General features: G+C 68.7%; 12 protein-coding genes. 7 read left to right on the top strand and 5 right to left on the bottom strand.

All coding sequences use genetic code 11. The features are described from left to right. The first annotated feature begins 59 nt into the window (after positions 1-59). The 7 genes from fabD (at position 60) to BS69_RS0112085 (ending at position 7865) form a co-directional block, all read left to right on the top strand. The gene (fabD, locus tag BS69_RS0112055; RefSeq protein ID WP_029942203.1) at positions 60-983 is read left to right on the top strand and encodes an ACP S-malonyltransferase; all 924 of its coding nucleotides are present in this window, start codon (positions 60-62) and stop codon (positions 981-983) included. Continuing rightward, on the top strand, positions 983-1723 hold the full coding sequence (gene fabG / locus BS69_RS0112060; RefSeq protein ID WP_029942204.1) for a 3-oxoacyl-[acyl-carrier-protein] reductase: 741 nt from the start codon (positions 983-985) through the stop codon (positions 1721-1723). Before fabD ends, fabG begins: the two co-directional genes overlap by 1 nt. Before the next feature lie 210 nt (positions 1724-1933). Further along, on the top strand, positions 1934-3859 hold the full coding sequence (dnaK, locus tag BS69_RS0112065; protein ID WP_029942205.1) for a molecular chaperone DnaK: 1926 nt from the start codon (positions 1934-1936) through the stop codon (positions 3857-3859). Positions 3860-3914: 55 nt separating this feature from the next. Continuing rightward, positions 3915-5027, top strand: a complete 1113-nt coding sequence (gene dnaJ / locus BS69_RS0112070) for a molecular chaperone DnaJ (protein ID WP_029942206.1) — start codon at positions 3915-3917, stop codon at positions 5025-5027. A gap of 35 nt (positions 5028-5062) precedes the next feature. Continuing rightward, a complete protein-coding gene (locus BS69_RS0112075; RefSeq protein WP_051676793.1) occupies positions 5063-6121 on the top strand; it encodes a serine hydrolase domain-containing protein in 1059 nt (352 codons plus the stop codon). Positions 6122-6166: 45 nt separating this feature from the next. Continuing rightward, positions 6167-7030 carry an alpha/beta hydrolase gene (locus tag BS69_RS0112080; protein WP_029942208.1) on the top strand — a complete coding sequence of 288 codons (864 nt, stop codon included), beginning with the start codon at positions 6167-6169 and terminating at the stop codon, positions 7028-7030. A gap of 64 nt (positions 7031-7094) precedes the next feature. Beyond that, the gene (locus tag BS69_RS0112085; protein ID WP_029942209.1) at positions 7095-7865 is read left to right on the top strand and encodes a glutaminyl-peptide cyclotransferase; all 771 of its coding nucleotides are present in this window, start codon (positions 7095-7097) and stop codon (positions 7863-7865) included. Positions 7866-8009: 144 nt separating this feature from the next. Here BS69_RS0112085 and BS69_RS0112090 read toward each other — a convergent pair whose 3' ends face one another. The 5 genes from BS69_RS0112090 to BS69_RS0112110 all read right to left on the bottom strand — a co-directional run bounded on the left by BS69_RS0112090 (position 8010) and on the right by BS69_RS0112110 (position 14809). Beyond that, positions 8010-8408, bottom strand: a complete 399-nt coding sequence (locus BS69_RS0112090; protein WP_156957031.1) for a hypothetical protein — start codon at positions 8406-8408, stop codon at positions 8010-8012. Between the two features lie 372 nt (positions 8409-8780). Continuing rightward, on the bottom strand, positions 8781-10097 hold the full coding sequence (gene purB / locus BS69_RS0112095; RefSeq protein ID WP_029942211.1) for an adenylosuccinate lyase: 1317 nt from the start codon (positions 10095-10097) through the stop codon (positions 8781-8783). Between the two features lie 39 nt (positions 10098-10136). Continuing rightward, a complete protein-coding gene (locus BS69_RS0112100; protein WP_037504855.1) occupies positions 10137-11735 on the bottom strand; it encodes a Na+/H+ antiporter in 1599 nt (532 codons plus the stop codon). A gap of 40 nt (positions 11736-11775) precedes the next feature. After that, positions 11776-12924, bottom strand: coding sequence for a glycosyltransferase family 87 protein (locus tag BS69_RS13365; protein ID WP_051676794.1), 1149 nt, complete (start codon positions 12922-12924; stop codon positions 11776-11778). Between the two features lie 31 nt (positions 12925-12955). Continuing rightward, complete coding sequence (locus BS69_RS0112110) at positions 12956-14809, bottom strand: ABC-F family ATP-binding cassette domain-containing protein (protein WP_029942214.1); 1854 nt, start codon at positions 14807-14809, stop codon at positions 12956-12958. Positions 14810-14836: the final 27 nt, after the last annotated feature.

The raw sequence follows: 14836 nt of genomic DNA on the forward strand, positions 1-14836 counted from the left end.
AGCTTGGCAACCCTGGCGTTGCGGCCTAGTCGGCGCGGCACGTCATATCAGGGGTTCGCATGCGCGCATTCATTTTTCCGGGGCAGGGCAGTCAGTCGGTCGGCATGGGCGCCGCGCTGGCCGAGGCAAGCAGCGTCGCGCGCGACGTCTTCGCCGAGGTCGACGAGGCACTCGGCCAGAATCTCTTCCGCCTGATGCGCGAGGGGCCCGAGGCCGATCTGACGCTCACCGAAAACGCCCAGCCCGCGATCATGGCGCATGCCATTGCCGTCTTCCGCACGCTCGGCCTGCCCGTGACCAGGGCCGATTTCGTCGCCGGCCACAGCCTCGGCGAATATAGCGCGCTCTGCGCCGCCGGGAGCTTCGACCTCGCCACCACCGCGCGGCTCCTGAAGCGGCGCGGCCAGGCGATGCAGGCCGCCGTGCCGGTGGGCGTCGGCGCGATGGCCGCGCTCCTCGGCGCCGACCTCGACAAGGCGCAGGCGATCGCCTCGGCCGCTGCGGAGGGTGAGGTCTGCACCGTCGCCAACGACAATGATCCCAGCCAGGTCGTCATCTCGGGCCACCGCAGCGCGATCGAGCGCGCGATTGCCATCGCCAAGGATCATGGCGCCAAGCGCGCGGTGCTGCTGCCGGTCTCCGCGCCCTTCCATTCCCCGCTGATGCAGCCCGCCGCCGACGTCATGGCCGAGGCGCTGGGCGACACCGCCATCCAGGCGCCCGCCGTGCCGGTGTTCGCCAATGTCATCGCCGCGCCCGCAACCGACCCGACCCGCATCCGCGAGCTGCTCGTCGAGCAGGTCACCGGCATGGTCCGCTGGCGCGAAAGCGTCGCCGAGATGACGCAAGCGGGCGTGACCGAATTCGTCGAATTCGGTGGCAAGGTTTTGGGCCCGATGGTCAAGCGCATCGCCCCCGACGCCAAGGTGACGAGCGTCATCTCGATGGACGACGTCGAGGCGCTCGCGAAGGAGATTGCATGATGTTTTCGCTCGAAGGAATGACCGCCCTCGTGACCGGCGCCAGCGGCGGCCTCGGCAGCGCCATCGCGAAAGCGCTCGCGGCGCAGGGCGCACGCCTCGCGGTCAGCGGCAGCAACGCCGACAAGCTGAACGCCTTCCGCGACGGCCTCGGCGGCGACCACGTCGCGCTGCCCTGCAACCTCTCGGACGGGGCCGCGGTCGACGCGCTCGTGCCGCAAGCGGTGGACGCGCTCGGCGGCAAGCTCGACATCCTCGTCAACAATGCCGGCGTGACCCGCGACAATCTCCTCATGCGGATGAAGGACGAGGAGTTCGAGAGCGTCATTTCGATCAACCTCGAGGCCGCCTTCCGCCTGATGCGCGCGGCGGCCAAGCCGATGATGAAGGCGCGCTTCGGCCGCATCGTCTCGGTCACCAGCGTGGTCGGCCAGACCGGCAATCCCGGCCAGGCCAATTACGTCGCGTCCAAGGCCGGGCTCGTCGGCATGAGCAAGGCCGTCGCGCAGGAACTCGCCACCCGCAACATCACGGTCAATTGCGTGGCGCCCGGCTTCATGACCTCGGCCATGACCGACGCGCTCAACGACGCGCAGCGCGCCGCAATCCTCGCCAAGATCCCCTCGGGCGCGATGGGCACCGGCGAGGACGTCGCCGCGGCGGTGGTCTTCCTCGCCAGCCGCGAGGCCGGCTACGTCACCGGCCAGACGCTGCACGTCAACGGCGGCATGGCGATGATCTGACGCCCACCGACAAGCGGCATGGCGATGATCTGACGCCGACCGACAAGCGGCATGGCGATGATCTGAAACGTGCGGCGCATCTGCTGTATTGCATTTGCGCCACACCGACTCCTTGTCGCCGCTTTCACCCTCCCTATATCGCCGCCGAAACATCAAACGGACGACCCTTGGTACAGGGCGTCCGAGGGGCGAGTGAAAGGGTAGAAGACTATGGCGAAAGTGATCGGGATCGATCTCGGCACGACCAACAGCTGCGTGGCGGTGATGGAGGGCGGCAAGCCCAAGGTCATCGAGAATGCGGAAGGCGCGCGCACCACTCCGTCGGTGGTCGCCTTCACCAAGGACGGCGAGCGCCTGATCGGCCAGCCGGCCAAGCGCCAGGCGGTGACCAATCCCGACAACACCATCTTCGCGGTGAAGCGCCTGATCGGCCGCCGCTTCGACGATCCGGTGACCAAGAAGGACACCGAGCTGGTCCCCTACAAGATCGTCAAGGGCTCGAACGGCGACGCCTGGGTCAATGCCGGCGGCCAGGACTATAGCCCGTCGCAGATCAGCGCCTTCATCCTCCAGAAGATGAAGGAAGCCGCCGAGGCCTATCTCGGCGAGACCGTCACCCAGGCGGTGATCACCGTTCCCGCCTACTTCAACGACGCCCAGCGCCAGGCGACCAAGGACGCCGGCCAGATCGCCGGCCTCGAGGTGCTGCGCATCATCAACGAGCCGACCGCGGCCGCGCTCGCCTACGGGCTCGAGAAGAACGACGGCAAGACCATCGCGGTCTATGACCTTGGCGGCGGTACCTTCGACGTCTCGGTCCTCGAGATCGGCGACGGCGTGTTCGAGGTGAAGTCGACCAACGGCGACACTTTCCTCGGCGGCGAGGACTTCGACGCCAAGATCGTCGAGCATCTGGCGGCCAAGTTCCAGGCCAAGGAAGGCATCGACCTGCGCAAGGACCGCCTTGCGCTCCAGCGCCTCAAGGAAGCCGCGGAGAAGGCCAAGATCGAGCTGTCGTCGGCCCAGACGACCGAGATCAACCAGCCGTTCATCACCGCGCGCATGGAAGGCGGCGCGACCACCCCGCTGCACCTCGTCGAGACGATCAGCCGGTCGGACCTCGAGAAGCTGGTGGCGGACCTCATCGACCGCACCCTCGAGCCGTGCCGCAAGGCGCTCAAGGACGCCGGGCTCGACGCCAAGGCGATCGACGAGGTCGTGCTGGTCGGCGGCATGACCCGCATGCCCCGCGTCCGCGAGGTCGTGAAGGAGTTCTTCGGCAAGGAGCCGCACACCGGCGTCAACCCGGACGAGGTGGTCGCCATCGGCGCCGCCATTCAGGCCGGCGTGCTCCAGGGCGACGTCAAGGACGTCCTGCTGCTCGACGTGACCCCGCTGTCGCTCGGCATCGAGACTCTCGGCGGCGTCTTCACCCGGATGATCGATCGCAACACGACCATTCCGACCAAGAAGAGCCAGGTCTTCTCGACCGCCGACGACAATCAGAACGCCGTCACCATCCGGGTCTTCCAGGGTGAGCGCGAGATGGCGGCCGACAACAAGATGCTGGGTCAGTTCGACCTCGTCGGAATCCCCCCGGCGCCGCGCGGCGTGCCGCAGATCGAGGTCACCTTCGACATCGACGCCAACGGCATCGTCAACGTCTCGGCCAAGGACAAGGGCACCGGCAAGGAGCAGCAAATCCGCATCCAGGCCTCGGGCGGGCTCAGCGACGCCGACATCGACAACATGGTCAAGCAGGCCGAGCAGTTCGCCGAGGAGGACAAGAAGCGTCGCGCTTCGGCCGAGGCGAAGAACAACGCCGAGAGCCTCGTCCACTCGACCGAGAAGCAGCTCGCCGAGCATGGCGACAAGGTCTCGGCCGAGGTCAAGGCCGAGATCGAGGCCGCGGTCGCCGAGACCAAGGCCGCGATCGAGAGCGGTGATGCCGACGCCATGACCACCAAGGCCAATGCGCTCACCCAGTCGGCGATGAAGCTCGGCCAGGCGATCTACGAGAGCCAACAGGCCCAGGGCCAGGCCGGCACCGCCGACACCGAGGCCCAGCCGCAGCAGGCCGACGAGGAAGTGGTCGACGCGGAATTCTCCGAAGTCGACGACGAGAAGAAGGCGTAATCAGTGACAATCGCCGTCCCCGCTCCGGCGGGGGCGGCGGCTTAGGGTTTCGCCCATGACCGTCCACACCGATTATTACGAGCTGCTCGGGGTCGAGCGCGGCGCCGACGAGCGCACGATCAAGGCCGCCTATCGCCGCCTGGCGATGGAATGCCATCCCGACCGCCACGGCGGCTGCACCGAGAAGGAAGCCAAGTTCAAGCAGTTGAACGAGGCCTATGACTGCCTGAAGGACCCGCAGAAGCGCGCCGCCTACGATCGCTTCGGCCATGCCGCCTTCGAGCAGGGCGGCTTCGGCGCGGCGGGGGCGGGGGCCGGCCCCGACTTCTCCGACATCTTCTCGTCGATCTTCGGCGAGTTCATGGACCCGCGCGGCGCCCGCCAGAATGCGGCGCGCGGCGCCGACCTTCGCTATGACCTCGAACTGACGCTCGAGGAGGCCTTCGCGGGCAAGTCGGCCACCATCGACATCGAGACCATGGCCCCGTGCGAGCCCTGCGAGGGCGACGGCGCGCGCGGGTCGGCGGTCCCCGAGACCTGCAAGACCTGCAACGGCGCCGGCAAGGTCCGCGCCCAGCAAGGCTTTTTCGTGGTCGAGCGCGGCTGCCCGACCTGTTACGGCCACGGCGTCACCATCGCCGACCCGTGCCCGGTCTGCCAGGGCGAGGGCCGGACCCTCAAGCGCCGCACGCTCACCATCCAGATCCCCGCCGGGGTCGACGAGGGCACCCGCATCCGGGTTGCCGGCGAGGGCGAGGCGGGGGTGCGCGGCGCGCCCGGCGGCGACCTCTACCTGTTCGTCCACTTGAAGCGCCACGCCCTCTACGAGCGCGAGGGCACCACCCTCATCGCCGAATGCCCGGTCAGCTTCACCACCGCGGCGCTCGGCGGCGCGATCACCGTTCCCGGGATCGACGGCGAGGCGATCGAGGTGAAGATCCCGGCCGGCATCCAGTCGGGCGAGACGTTGCGCCTGCGCGGCAAGGGCATGGCGGTGCTTTCGGGCCGTGGCCGCGGCGACATGGTCGCGCGCATCCTGGTCGAGACCCCGACCAGGCTCAGCGCGAAGCAGAAGGAGCTGCTCTGCCAGTTCCGCGAGACCGAGACCGGCGAGGAATGCCCCGCGACCAAGAGTTTCTTCTCGCGCATCAAGGACGCACTCGGCTAGGGACGGGCCTCGTCTAGCGTAGCGGGGCCTGTTCCATGTCGATCGATCGCCGTTTCTTCCTGGGCGGCGTGCTGTCGAGCGCCCTTGCCGCCGGCCCGTCGCGGGCCGCGCCGGTCCACCCTGCCGACCTCGTCATCGACCGCTTCGCCCGCGAGAACGGCTTTGCCGGCTCGGTGTCCCTGGCCCGCCATGGCCGGATCACGCACCAGCGCCTGTTCGGGCTCGCCGACCGCGCGGCGCATCGGCCCGTCACGCCCGCCACCACCTTCCGCATCGGCTCGATTTCCAAATGGTTCACCGCGCTCGCGGTGTTGCGCCTGGTCGATCGCGGCCGGATGGCGTTGTCGGCGCCGATCGGCACCTATCTCCCGACCCTCGACGCTGCCTATGCCGCGGTGCCGCTCGAGCATCTCCTCGCCAATGACAGCGGCATTCCCGACCGGGTCACCCAGGCGATCAAGGACGATCCCGCGCTACGCGACTCCCGCGACGGCTCGGCCGCGATGGTGACCCGCTTCGGCGATGGCCCGCTCGCGTTCAGTCCCGGCGCGAGGTTCGACTATTCCTTCTTCAACTGGGTCCTGATTCACGCCGCGCTCGAGCGGGTCACCGGCAAGCCGTTCGAGCAGGTTCTCGGCGGCGAGGTCTTCCGCCCTCTCGGCCTTAGCCGGACGGGCTTCGTCGATACCCGGAGCGGCGATGTCCCCGGCCTCGCCGGCGCCTATGCGCCCGGCGGCCAGCCCAAGGAGGTGCGGGTACCCCCGTTCGGTGGGGCCAGCGGCAACATCCATGCCGGCGCCGGCGATCTCGCCCGCGCCGCGCACCTCGCGTTCGAGACCGGACGGCTCCTGCGCCCGGCCACCCGCGCCGAGCTCCTGCGGGTCCGCGTGCCGAGCGAGAATTACGCGCTCGGCGGAAGGGTCCGCACCATCGCCGGGCGGCGCGTGGCTTGGGAGACCGGCAAGGTACAGGCCTATCGCACCCACCTCGCGCATGTCGTCGGCGAGGACCGGACCATCGTCCTTCTCAACAACACCGACATTAGCCAGGACGCAATCGGCGCCCTCGTCGAGCAGCTTCTTCCGCTCGCCTGACCGCGCGCATGCATCCGCGGGCGCTTTGCCCACGTTACTGTTCCCATGAAGAAGACCGTTCTCGCGATCACGACCCTCGCCCTCGCGGCCTGCGCTCCGCCCAACCTCTTGAGCTCGATCAACCGCCTGGTCCCCGGCGACAATGGCGCGCACCGGGTCGCGGAGGGCGTGACCTTCGCGCCCGCGCAGGGCCTTAAGCTCGACGTCTGGGCCCCGCGCCCGTCCGCCCAGAAGCGCCCGGTCGTGATCTTCCTCTACGGCGGCGGCTGGGTCGCGGGGTCGCGCTCGGGTTATGCCTTCGCCGGCTCGGGCTATGCGGGGCAGGGGTTCGTCACCGTGGTCCCCGACTATCGGCTCGTCCCCAACGTCAGCTTCCCTGCCTTCCTCGAGGACGGCGCGCAGGCGGTGAGATGGACCCGTGACAACATCGCCCGCTATGGCGGCGACCCCGACCGGATCGCGGTCGCCGGCCACAGCGCGGGCGCCTACAATGGCGCGATGCTCGCGCTCGATCCGCATTACCTGCGCGACGCCGGGGTCCCGGCGGGCACGATCAAGGCCGCCGCCCTGCTCTCGGGCCCCTATGATTTCTACCCCTTCACCGAACAGCGCGGGCGCGACGCGCTGGGCGCCTGGCCGCGCCCGGCCGAGACCCAGCCGATCAATTTCGTGACCCGCGCCGCGCCGCCGATGCTGCTCGCGACCGGCAGTGCCGACGAGGTCGTCAACCCGCGCAACAGCCGGGTCCTCGCCGCCAGGCTCGCGGCGGCGGGGGTGCCGGCCGAGCTCAAGATCTATCCCGGCAAGAGCCATGTCGACCTTGCAAAATCGCTCTCGCGCCCGTTCCGCGGCACCACCCCCGCGCTCGCCGATAGCGCCGCTTTCCTTCACCGGGTGCTCGGTTCTTAGCCGCAGCCGCCGTCTCGAAACCGCCTATTTCCCCCGTCAATCCGCCCGACTAGTCTTCTTTCGCATGAATGGATCCTTCGTCATTCGCTTCTTCACCGCCTCCTTGGTCGCGTTTCTCTCGGCTCCCGCCCCTGCGGCGCTGCCGGTCGAGCCCGCGCGGGTGCTTTCAACCCACCCCCACGATACCGCCGCCTTCACCGAGGGGCTGCTGATCCGCGACGGCATCCTCTACGAAAGCACCGGCTTCGAGGGGCAGAGCTTCATCAGCCGCAAGGAGCTCGCCACCGGCCGCACGCTGGCCCGCGTCGCCATTCCCAGCGACCTGTTCGGCGAGGGCATCGTCGACTGGCAGGACAAGCTCTACAGCTTCGTCTGGCGCGGCGGGCGCGGCTTCGTCTGGGGCGTCACCGACCTCAAGCCCAAGGGCAAATGGAACTATGCGGGCGAGGGCTGGGCGATGACCCAGGACGGTCGTCACATCATCATGTCCGACGGCACGCCGGTGCTGCGCTTCTTGCGGCCCGGCTCGATGAAGATCGCCCGCCGCCTCACCGTCACCGCCGAGGGCAAGCCGGTGGCGATGCTGAACGAGCTCGAATATGTGAACGGCGAGATCCTCGCCAACATCTGGCAGACCCCCCGCATCGCCCGCATCGACCCCGCCACCGGGCGCGTCAAAGGCTGGATCGACGTCTCGGCCCTGTGGGACCGCGTCGGCCGCAACAGCCCCGACGCCGTCCCCAATGGCATCGCCTACGACCGTCACGCAAAGAAGCTCTACGTCACCGGCAAATACTGGCCGACCCTGTTCGAGATCGCGCTTCCGGGCCGGTAGGCGCGCCCGTCACCCCCTCACCCCGGGCCCAACCCGGGGTCCCGCTTCTTCCTTCTTCGAGAAGATGGCGAGGGGCGGCTGGGTGTACATGATGGCTGACCGCGATCGGGATCATGATGCCTCTCCTGAGGCGCGCGGCCGCAATCATCGCGCACTTTCATCATGATCGCGGGAAGTATCCAGCCGAGCGGGCTTGGGCGTATTGCGCCGAATGAGTGCCTCGCCCTCGCGCATGGTCGCACAGGGATGCTCGGTATCGTCGGCGTCGTCGTGCTTGAGAACGGCCTTGAAGTTGCCGGGGGAAGTTTGGACGATATGGCCGCTCTTCGCGTACATGTGCCCGCCTTCATTGGTCCATGAATCCTCGGCCGACGCATCGGACGGTTCGTCATCCCCGGCTGGCGCGGCGGCGCGGTCCATCTTCGCGAACATGGCATGGCCGTTGTCCAGCCACTCGTTCATGGCGCGACGTTCCTTCACCTCTTCCGCAGCTGAGCGGAAAATGGTCCAGTGGGACGTCTTGATCCGGTGGTTTTTGCGCATCGTCTCTCTCCACTTGAGCGGGAGCAGACAGTCTCTCAGTCGCACCTGCTCGATCGGTGGTGCGATCCATCGCTTATGCGCTTATCGACCCGCCTTAGCCATGGCGCGGGAAAATAAAGGGGGTGGCGACGGCCGCTTTTCACCCGTCGCGGACGTCCGGCGCTCTCCCTTGCAAAGTAGGACTTCGCCTGCTTTCACGAACCGGAGCGGTTCGCTGTTGGCTCTTTGCACCTGTTGATCCCTGCCACCGGCGCACCCGCGAGGGTCACAGTATGGGTCCTTCGGCTCCGAACCGAAACGCCGGATTCGCGCGATTTTCGGGGCCGCTGCGGCCCTCGGGTCAGCCGCGGACTATGGGAACTTCGTGACCCCTCAGGCGCGGCCGAAGACCCGCCGGAAGATCGTGTCGACCTGGCGGAAATGGTAGCCGAGGTCGAAGCTCTCCTCGAGCTTTTCGGGGCTCAGCACCGCGGTCACCTCGGGGTCGGCCTTGAGGAGGTCGAGGAGCGACAGCGCGCCGTCCGATTCCCACACCTTCATCGCGTTGCGCTGGACCTTGGCATAGGCGTCCTCGCGGGAGAGCCCGGCCTGGGTCAGCGCCAGCAGCACCCGCTGCGAGTGGACGAGGCCGCCCATCCGGTCGAGGTTCTTCTGCATCCGCTCCGGATAGACGAGCAATTTGTCCATGACCCCGGTCAGCCGCGCCAGCGCGAAGTCGAGCGTGATGGTGGCGTCGGGGCCGATGAAGCGCTCGACGGAGGAATGGCTGATGTCGCGCTCGTGCCACAGGGCGACATTCTCCATCGCCGGCACGACCGCCGAGCGGACCATCCGGGCGAGGCCGGTGAGGTTCTCGGTCAGCACCGGATTGCGCTTGTGCGGCATCGCGCTCGAGCCCTTCTGGCCGGGCGAGAAATATTCCTCGGCCTCGAGCACTTCGGTGCGCTGGAGGTGGCGGACCTCGACCGCCAGCCGCTCGATGCTGCTGGCGATGACGCCCAGGGTCGCGAAGAACATGGCGTGGCGGTCGCGCGGGATGACCTGGGTCGAGGTCGGTTCGGGGGCGAGGCCGAGGCGGATGGCGACATGCTCCTCGACCCGGGGGTCGATGTTGGCGAAGGTGCCGACCGCGCCGGAAATGGCGCAGGTCGCGATTTCCGCCCGCGCCGCTTCGAGCCGGACCTTGTTGCGGGCGAATTCGGCATGGGCCTGGGCGAGCTTCAGCCCGAAGGTCACCGGCTCGGCATGGATGCCGTGGCTGCGACCGATGGTCGGGGTCAGCTTGTGCTCGAAGGCGCGCCGCTCGAGCACGGCGAGCAGCTCGTCGAGGTCGGCGATGAGGATGTCGGCGGCCTGGGTCAGCTGGACGTTCAAGGCGGTGTCGAGCACGTCGCTGCTCGTCATCCCCTGGTGGAGCCAGCGCCGCTCGGGCCCGAGCTTCTCGCCGGCCCAGGTCAGGAAGGCGATGACGTCATGCTTGGTGACCGCCTCGATGGCGTCGATCGCGGGGACGTCGATCGGCTCGATCGCCTCGCGGGCGGCGAGGATTTTCTGCGCGTCCTCGGCGGGGATCATGCCGATTTCGCCCATCGCCTCGGCGGCGAAGACTTCGATGTCCCACCAGATCTTGAAGCGGTTCTCGGCCGCCCAGATGGCGGTCATGGCGGGGCGGGAATAGCGGGGGACCATGGGCCGGGCGGCTAGCAGGGGAGCGCGAGCCGCGCAATTCTAGCGAAGGTCGACCTGCTCGCCGCGCTGGAACAGGATGCCGACTTCCTCGAGGTCGAGGTCGCGCTCGAGGTCGTGCAGCACCTCGTCCTCGATCTTGCCCTCCCGGTGAAGCCGGATCAGCTCCTTGCGGCCCGCGGCGATGGCGATCAGCAGCACCGCGAAATGCGACTGAATGCCGTCCATGAAGCCGTCGGGCTCGGCGGCGTAGCGATCGGTCGCCCGGGCTCGCCCGCGCAATTGCTCGAGGAGCTGGGGGTGGATCAGTTTGCCCTCGGCGTCATAGGCATGGGCCTCGGCGGCGCGGAGCTTGGCATGGGCGACCGCGGCCTCGGCCTCGGGGAGGCTGACCCGGGGCGGGGGATCGCCGTCCTCGGGCTTCACCCGGCGGATGAGCCAGCCCAATGTCCCGCCCTGGACGATCACCGTGACGAGGATCGCAGCGAAGGCGGTGACCTGCATCAGGTCGCGGCCCGGGATGGCGGCGGGGAGGGTGAGGGCGATCGCCAGCGTGACGACCCCACGCATGCCGGTCCAGGCCATGATCGTCGCCTGCCGACCGCCGAGCGGCCGCGCGCGCTTGACGCCGAGGCGTTTGAGGAGGCGGAGGAAGCCGTCGGTGCCGAACACCCAGACGAAGCGGGCGGCGACGATCGCGGCGAGGATGCACAGGACCGGACCGGTCATGCTGCCGACGACATCCTCGAGCCCGCCCGCGCGGTCGATGATCGCCCGCAGCGAAAAGCCGATCAGGATGAACACCAGCGCTTCCAGCGCGAACACCGCGGTGCGCCACACCGCCGAGCCCTGGATCCGGACCCGCGCCGGCATCACCACATGCTGGTGCCAGCCGAAGACGAGTCCGGCGGCGACGGTGGCGATGACGCCCGAGACGTGCAGCATCTCGCCGGCGAGATAAGCGCCCCAAGAGAGGAGCAGGGTGGTGGTGACGATCAACGTCTGATCGCGCAGCAGTCGCACCGCGAGGACGCCGAGGCGCCCGACCACCCAGCCGACCGCGACCCCGCCGAAGAAGAGCATGGCGAAGCTGCCGACCGCCGCGCCGGCCGAGAAGGTCCCGCTCAGCGCCGCGGCGACGGCGAAGCGGAACAGGGTGAGGCCGGTCGCATCGTTGAGCAGGCTCTCGCCTTCGAGCAGCGCTTCGAGCCGGCGGGGGAGCTTCACCCGCTGGAGGATGGCGCGGGCCGAGACCGCGTCGGGCGGCGAGAGGATCGCGCCCATCGCGAAGCACACCGCCCACGGCAGCTCGGGCAGGAGCATCTTCGTGACCACCGCCACGACCACGGTGGTGAACAGCACCGCGCCGACTGCGAGGTTGATGATCCCGGGCAGATGGCGGCGGAAGCGCCCGAAGGCGGTATAGTAGGCGCCCTCGAACAGGAGCGGGGGCAGGAACAGGACCAGCGCCAGCTCGGGATCGAGCTCAACGGGTGGAAGCCCGGGGATGAAGGCGAGCAGGCCGCCACCGACCAGCAGGGCGGCCGAAGGCGGCAGCTTGAGCTTCAGCGCCGCGGCGTGCAGCGCGACCACCGCCGCCAGCAGCAGCAGCACGATCTCGAAGGTCTGAACCCCATCCATCGCCGCCCTCATGTCACCGGCGGCGAGAAAGTGCGAATCCTCAGCTGGGCCGGGTGTGTCCACGCTCGGCGAGGCGGATGGCGAGCCACAGGACGATCATCGCGGCGAGCGGCACCGCGGCGCTGTAGAGAAGGCGGGTCGAGAGGAAGGGCAGGAGCAGGCTGCCGAACATCGCGCCTTTCTCGGCCAGGGCCGGACGGGCGGACAGGAGGAACAGCACCGCCGCCCCCAGCGCGACCGAATCGTAGACGAATAGATAAGGCGAGAGGAGGAGCGTGCCCGCGATCAGCGCGGCGGCCTTTGGCGCATAGGCCCCGGAACGCCGCGACCAGATCCAGCCGACCAGTCCGGCGATGAGCAGCCCGACCGCGGCATGGACGGCGGTTGCGGCGCCGGGCGAAAGGAAGAGGCGCGCAAGGGCATAGACGGACTGGAACTTGAACCGCAGCTTGTCGCTGACGAGAAGCTCGTCGCTTCGGCTCAGCGAAGCGAGTGCGGCCTTCCAGATGCCCGGCCCGAAGGCGAGCTCGGCGAGGACGGCGAGGAGGATCGTCGTGATCGCCGCCGCAGCGATCGCCTTCCACTGGCGGTCGATCAGCAGCACCAGCGGGAGCAGCAGCCCGAACTGCGGCTTGATCGTCAGCAGGCCGAAACAGAGTCCCGCCAGCACGGGCCGCCGGGGGAGGAGCGCGAGGCCTCCGACCAGCAGCGCCGCGGTCAGCAGCCCGTTCTGGCACCAGAGGAAGGTGTAGTAGGTGCCCCCTCCAGCGAGCGCCGCGAGGAGGGCCGTGCCCCAGCTTCCGGCCAGCGGGCGGAGCGCGAGGACGTAGAGCGCAAAGCTCGCGACGAGGAAGGCGACCGTCGCCGCGACATAGTCGAGGCCCGCGAAGGGCAGGACGAAGAACAGGAAGTGCGGCGGGTACATGAAGCGCAGTTCGACCGGCTTCGCTTCGCCCACCAGCGCGGCCTGGAAGGTCGAGTGGAGGTCCCAGTCATAGACCAGCGCAGCCTGGCCCGCCGTGGCGCGGATCCCGGCGGCCCATTGCATGAGGAAATCGTGGACGAGGAATTTGCCCTGTCCGTTCTCGAGCCAGCCGGGGCCGAGCGTCTGGACGAGGAAGGTCGCGAGGCTGACCACCGCGAGTAGGGCCCATGCCGCCAGCTCCGCGCGCTTCGCCCCCGTCCCCATGGCCGTCACTTGCCATGGATCGCTGCCTAAGTCAGGCGGCTTCCTGCTGCTCCAGCTGTTCCGAGAGTTCGAGCCAGCGCGCTTCGGCGGTCTCGAGCGCGGCGGCGACCCTGGCGCGGCGCTGCGAGAGTTCGCCCATCGACAGTTTGGCAAGCGACGGATCGCCCCCCCCGGGATCGAACATGGCCCGGTCGAGGGCGGAGCGTTCTTCGGCGAGGCGCAGGCTCTCCTTTTCGGCCTCGGCGGCCTGCTTCTTCAGCGTCTTGGCTTCCTCGCGCGCCTTGGCGCTGGGCTTGGCCTTCGCCTTGGCCTCGGCCTTGGGCTGGTTCCGGCCGAGCACGAAGTCGATGTAATCCTCGATGCTCCCGGCAAAGTCGGTCGCGCGGCCGTCGTCGACCAGCACCAGCCGGTCGGCGGTCAGCTCGACCATGTGGCGGTCGTGGCTGATCAGGATGACCGCACCCTCGTAGTCGTTCAGCGCCTGGACCAAAGCCTCGCGCGCGTCGACGTCGAGGTGGTTGGTCGGCTCGTCGAGGATGAGGAGGTGCGGCGCCTCGCGGGTGATCAGCGCCAGCGCCAGCCGCGCGCGCTCGCCGCCCGACAGCTTGGCGCAGAGCGTGGTCGCCTTGTCGCCCGAGAAGCCGAACCGGCCGAGCTGGGCCCGGACGGCGGCGGGAGAGCTCCCTTCCATCGCCCGGCTCATGTGCTGGAGCGGGGTCTCGTCGCCATGCAGTTCCTCGACCTGATACTGGGTGAAATAGCCGACCCGCATCTTGCCCGTCGCGACCATCTCGCCCTCCATCGGGGCCAGCTGCGCGGCGAGCAGACGGGCGAGCGTGGTCTTGCCGTTGCCGTTGCGACCGAGCAGCGCGATCCGGTCGTCGGGATCGATCCGCAGGTTGAGCTTCCGCAGGATCGGCGTTTCGCTGTAGCCGACCGCCGCCATCTCGAGCGTGATCAGCGGGGGCTTGAGTTCGGTCGGGGAAGGGAAGGCGAAGCTCAGCGAGGGATCGTCGGCCATCGCCGCGATCGGCTGCATCTTGGCCAGCATCTTGGCCCGGCTCTGCGCCTGCTTGGCGGTCGAGGCGCGGGCCGAGTTGCGGGCGATATAGTCCTGCAGCCGCGCGCGCTGGGCTTCCTGGCTGGCACGGGCGGCGGCGATCTGCGCGGCGCGCTCGGCCCGCTGGCGCTCGAAATCGTCATAGCCGCCGGCATATTGCGCGAGCTTCCCGCGCTCGACGTGGAGGATGGTGTCGACCACGTTGTTGAGCAGGTCGCGCTCGTGGCTGATGACGACGAGCGTGCCGGGATAATCCTTGAGGAAATTCTCGAGCCACAGGGTCGCCTCGAGGTCGAGGTGGTTCGACGGCTCGTCGAGCAGCAGGATGTCGGGCTCGGAGAAGAGCAGGGCGGCGAGCGCGACCCGCATCTTCCAGCCGCCCGAATAGCTGTCGAGCGGACGGCCCTGCATCTCCTCGTCGAAGCCGAGGCCGAGGAGGATCCGCGAGGCCCGCGACGGCGCGCCATAAGCGTCGATCGCAAGCAGTCGCTCGTGGACCTCGCCGAGGCGGTCCATGTCGCTGTAATCCTCGGCGGCGAGCATCAGCTCGGCGCGCTCGGTATCGGCGGCGAGCACGGTCTCGAACGGGGTCGCGGTGCCGCTCGGGGCCTCCTGCGCGATATAGCCGAGGCGCGTGCGCTTGGGCATTTCGATCTCGCCCTCGTCGGCCTCGAGCTGGCCGATCATCACCTTCATCAGGGTCGACTTGCCCGCGCCGTTGCGGCCGATGAGGCCCACCCGGCTCTTGGGCCGGATGGTCGCGGTGGCGCGGTCGAGGATCGTGCGCCCGCCGAGGCGCACCGTGATTCCGTTGATGGTCAGCATGAGCGGGCGCTTACACGCCAATCGTGA

Source organism: Sphingomonas astaxanthinifaciens DSM 22298 (assembly GCF_000711715.1).
Lineage (GTDB): Bacteria > Pseudomonadota > Alphaproteobacteria > Sphingomonadales > Sphingomonadaceae > Sphingomicrobium > Sphingomicrobium astaxanthinifaciens_A.

Bases quoted from the DNA above. Each gene is read 5' to 3' on its own strand.
- fabD (WP_029942203.1), top strand. From the start codon at position 60: ATGCGCGCATTCATTTTTCCGGGGCAGGGCAGTCAGTCGGTCGGCATG.
- dnaJ (WP_029942206.1), top strand. From the start codon at position 3,915: ATGACCGTCCACACCGATTATTACGAGCTGCTCGGGGTCGAGCGCGGC.
- BS69_RS0112110 (WP_029942214.1), bottom strand. From the start codon at position 14,809: ATGCTGACCATCAACGGAATCACGGTGCGCCTCGGCGGGCGCACGATC.
- dnaK (WP_029942205.1), top strand. From the start codon at position 1,934: ATGGCGAAAGTGATCGGGATCGATCTCGGCACGACCAACAGCTGCGTG.
- BS69_RS0112090 (WP_156957031.1), bottom strand. From the start codon at position 8,408: ATGCGCAAAAACCACCGGATCAAGACGTCCCACTGGACCATTTTCCGC.
- BS69_RS0112085 (WP_029942209.1), top strand. From the start codon at position 7,095: ATGAATGGATCCTTCGTCATTCGCTTCTTCACCGCCTCCTTGGTCGCG.
- fabG (WP_029942204.1), top strand. From the start codon at position 983: ATGTTTTCGCTCGAAGGAATGACCGCCCTCGTGACCGGCGCCAGCGGC.
- purB (WP_029942211.1), bottom strand. From the start codon at position 10,097: ATGGTCCCCCGCTATTCCCGCCCCGCCATGACCGCCATCTGGGCGGCC.
- BS69_RS0112100 (WP_037504855.1), bottom strand. From the start codon at position 11,735: ATGGATGGGGTTCAGACCTTCGAGATCGTGCTGCTGCTGCTGGCGGCG.
- BS69_RS0112080 (WP_029942208.1), top strand. From the start codon at position 6,167: ATGAAGAAGACCGTTCTCGCGATCACGACCCTCGCCCTCGCGGCCTGC.
- BS69_RS0112075 (WP_051676793.1), top strand. From the start codon at position 5,063: ATGTCGATCGATCGCCGTTTCTTCCTGGGCGGCGTGCTGTCGAGCGCC.
- BS69_RS13365 (WP_051676794.1), bottom strand. From the start codon at position 12,924: ATGGGGACGGGGGCGAAGCGCGCGGAGCTGGCGGCATGGGCCCTACTC.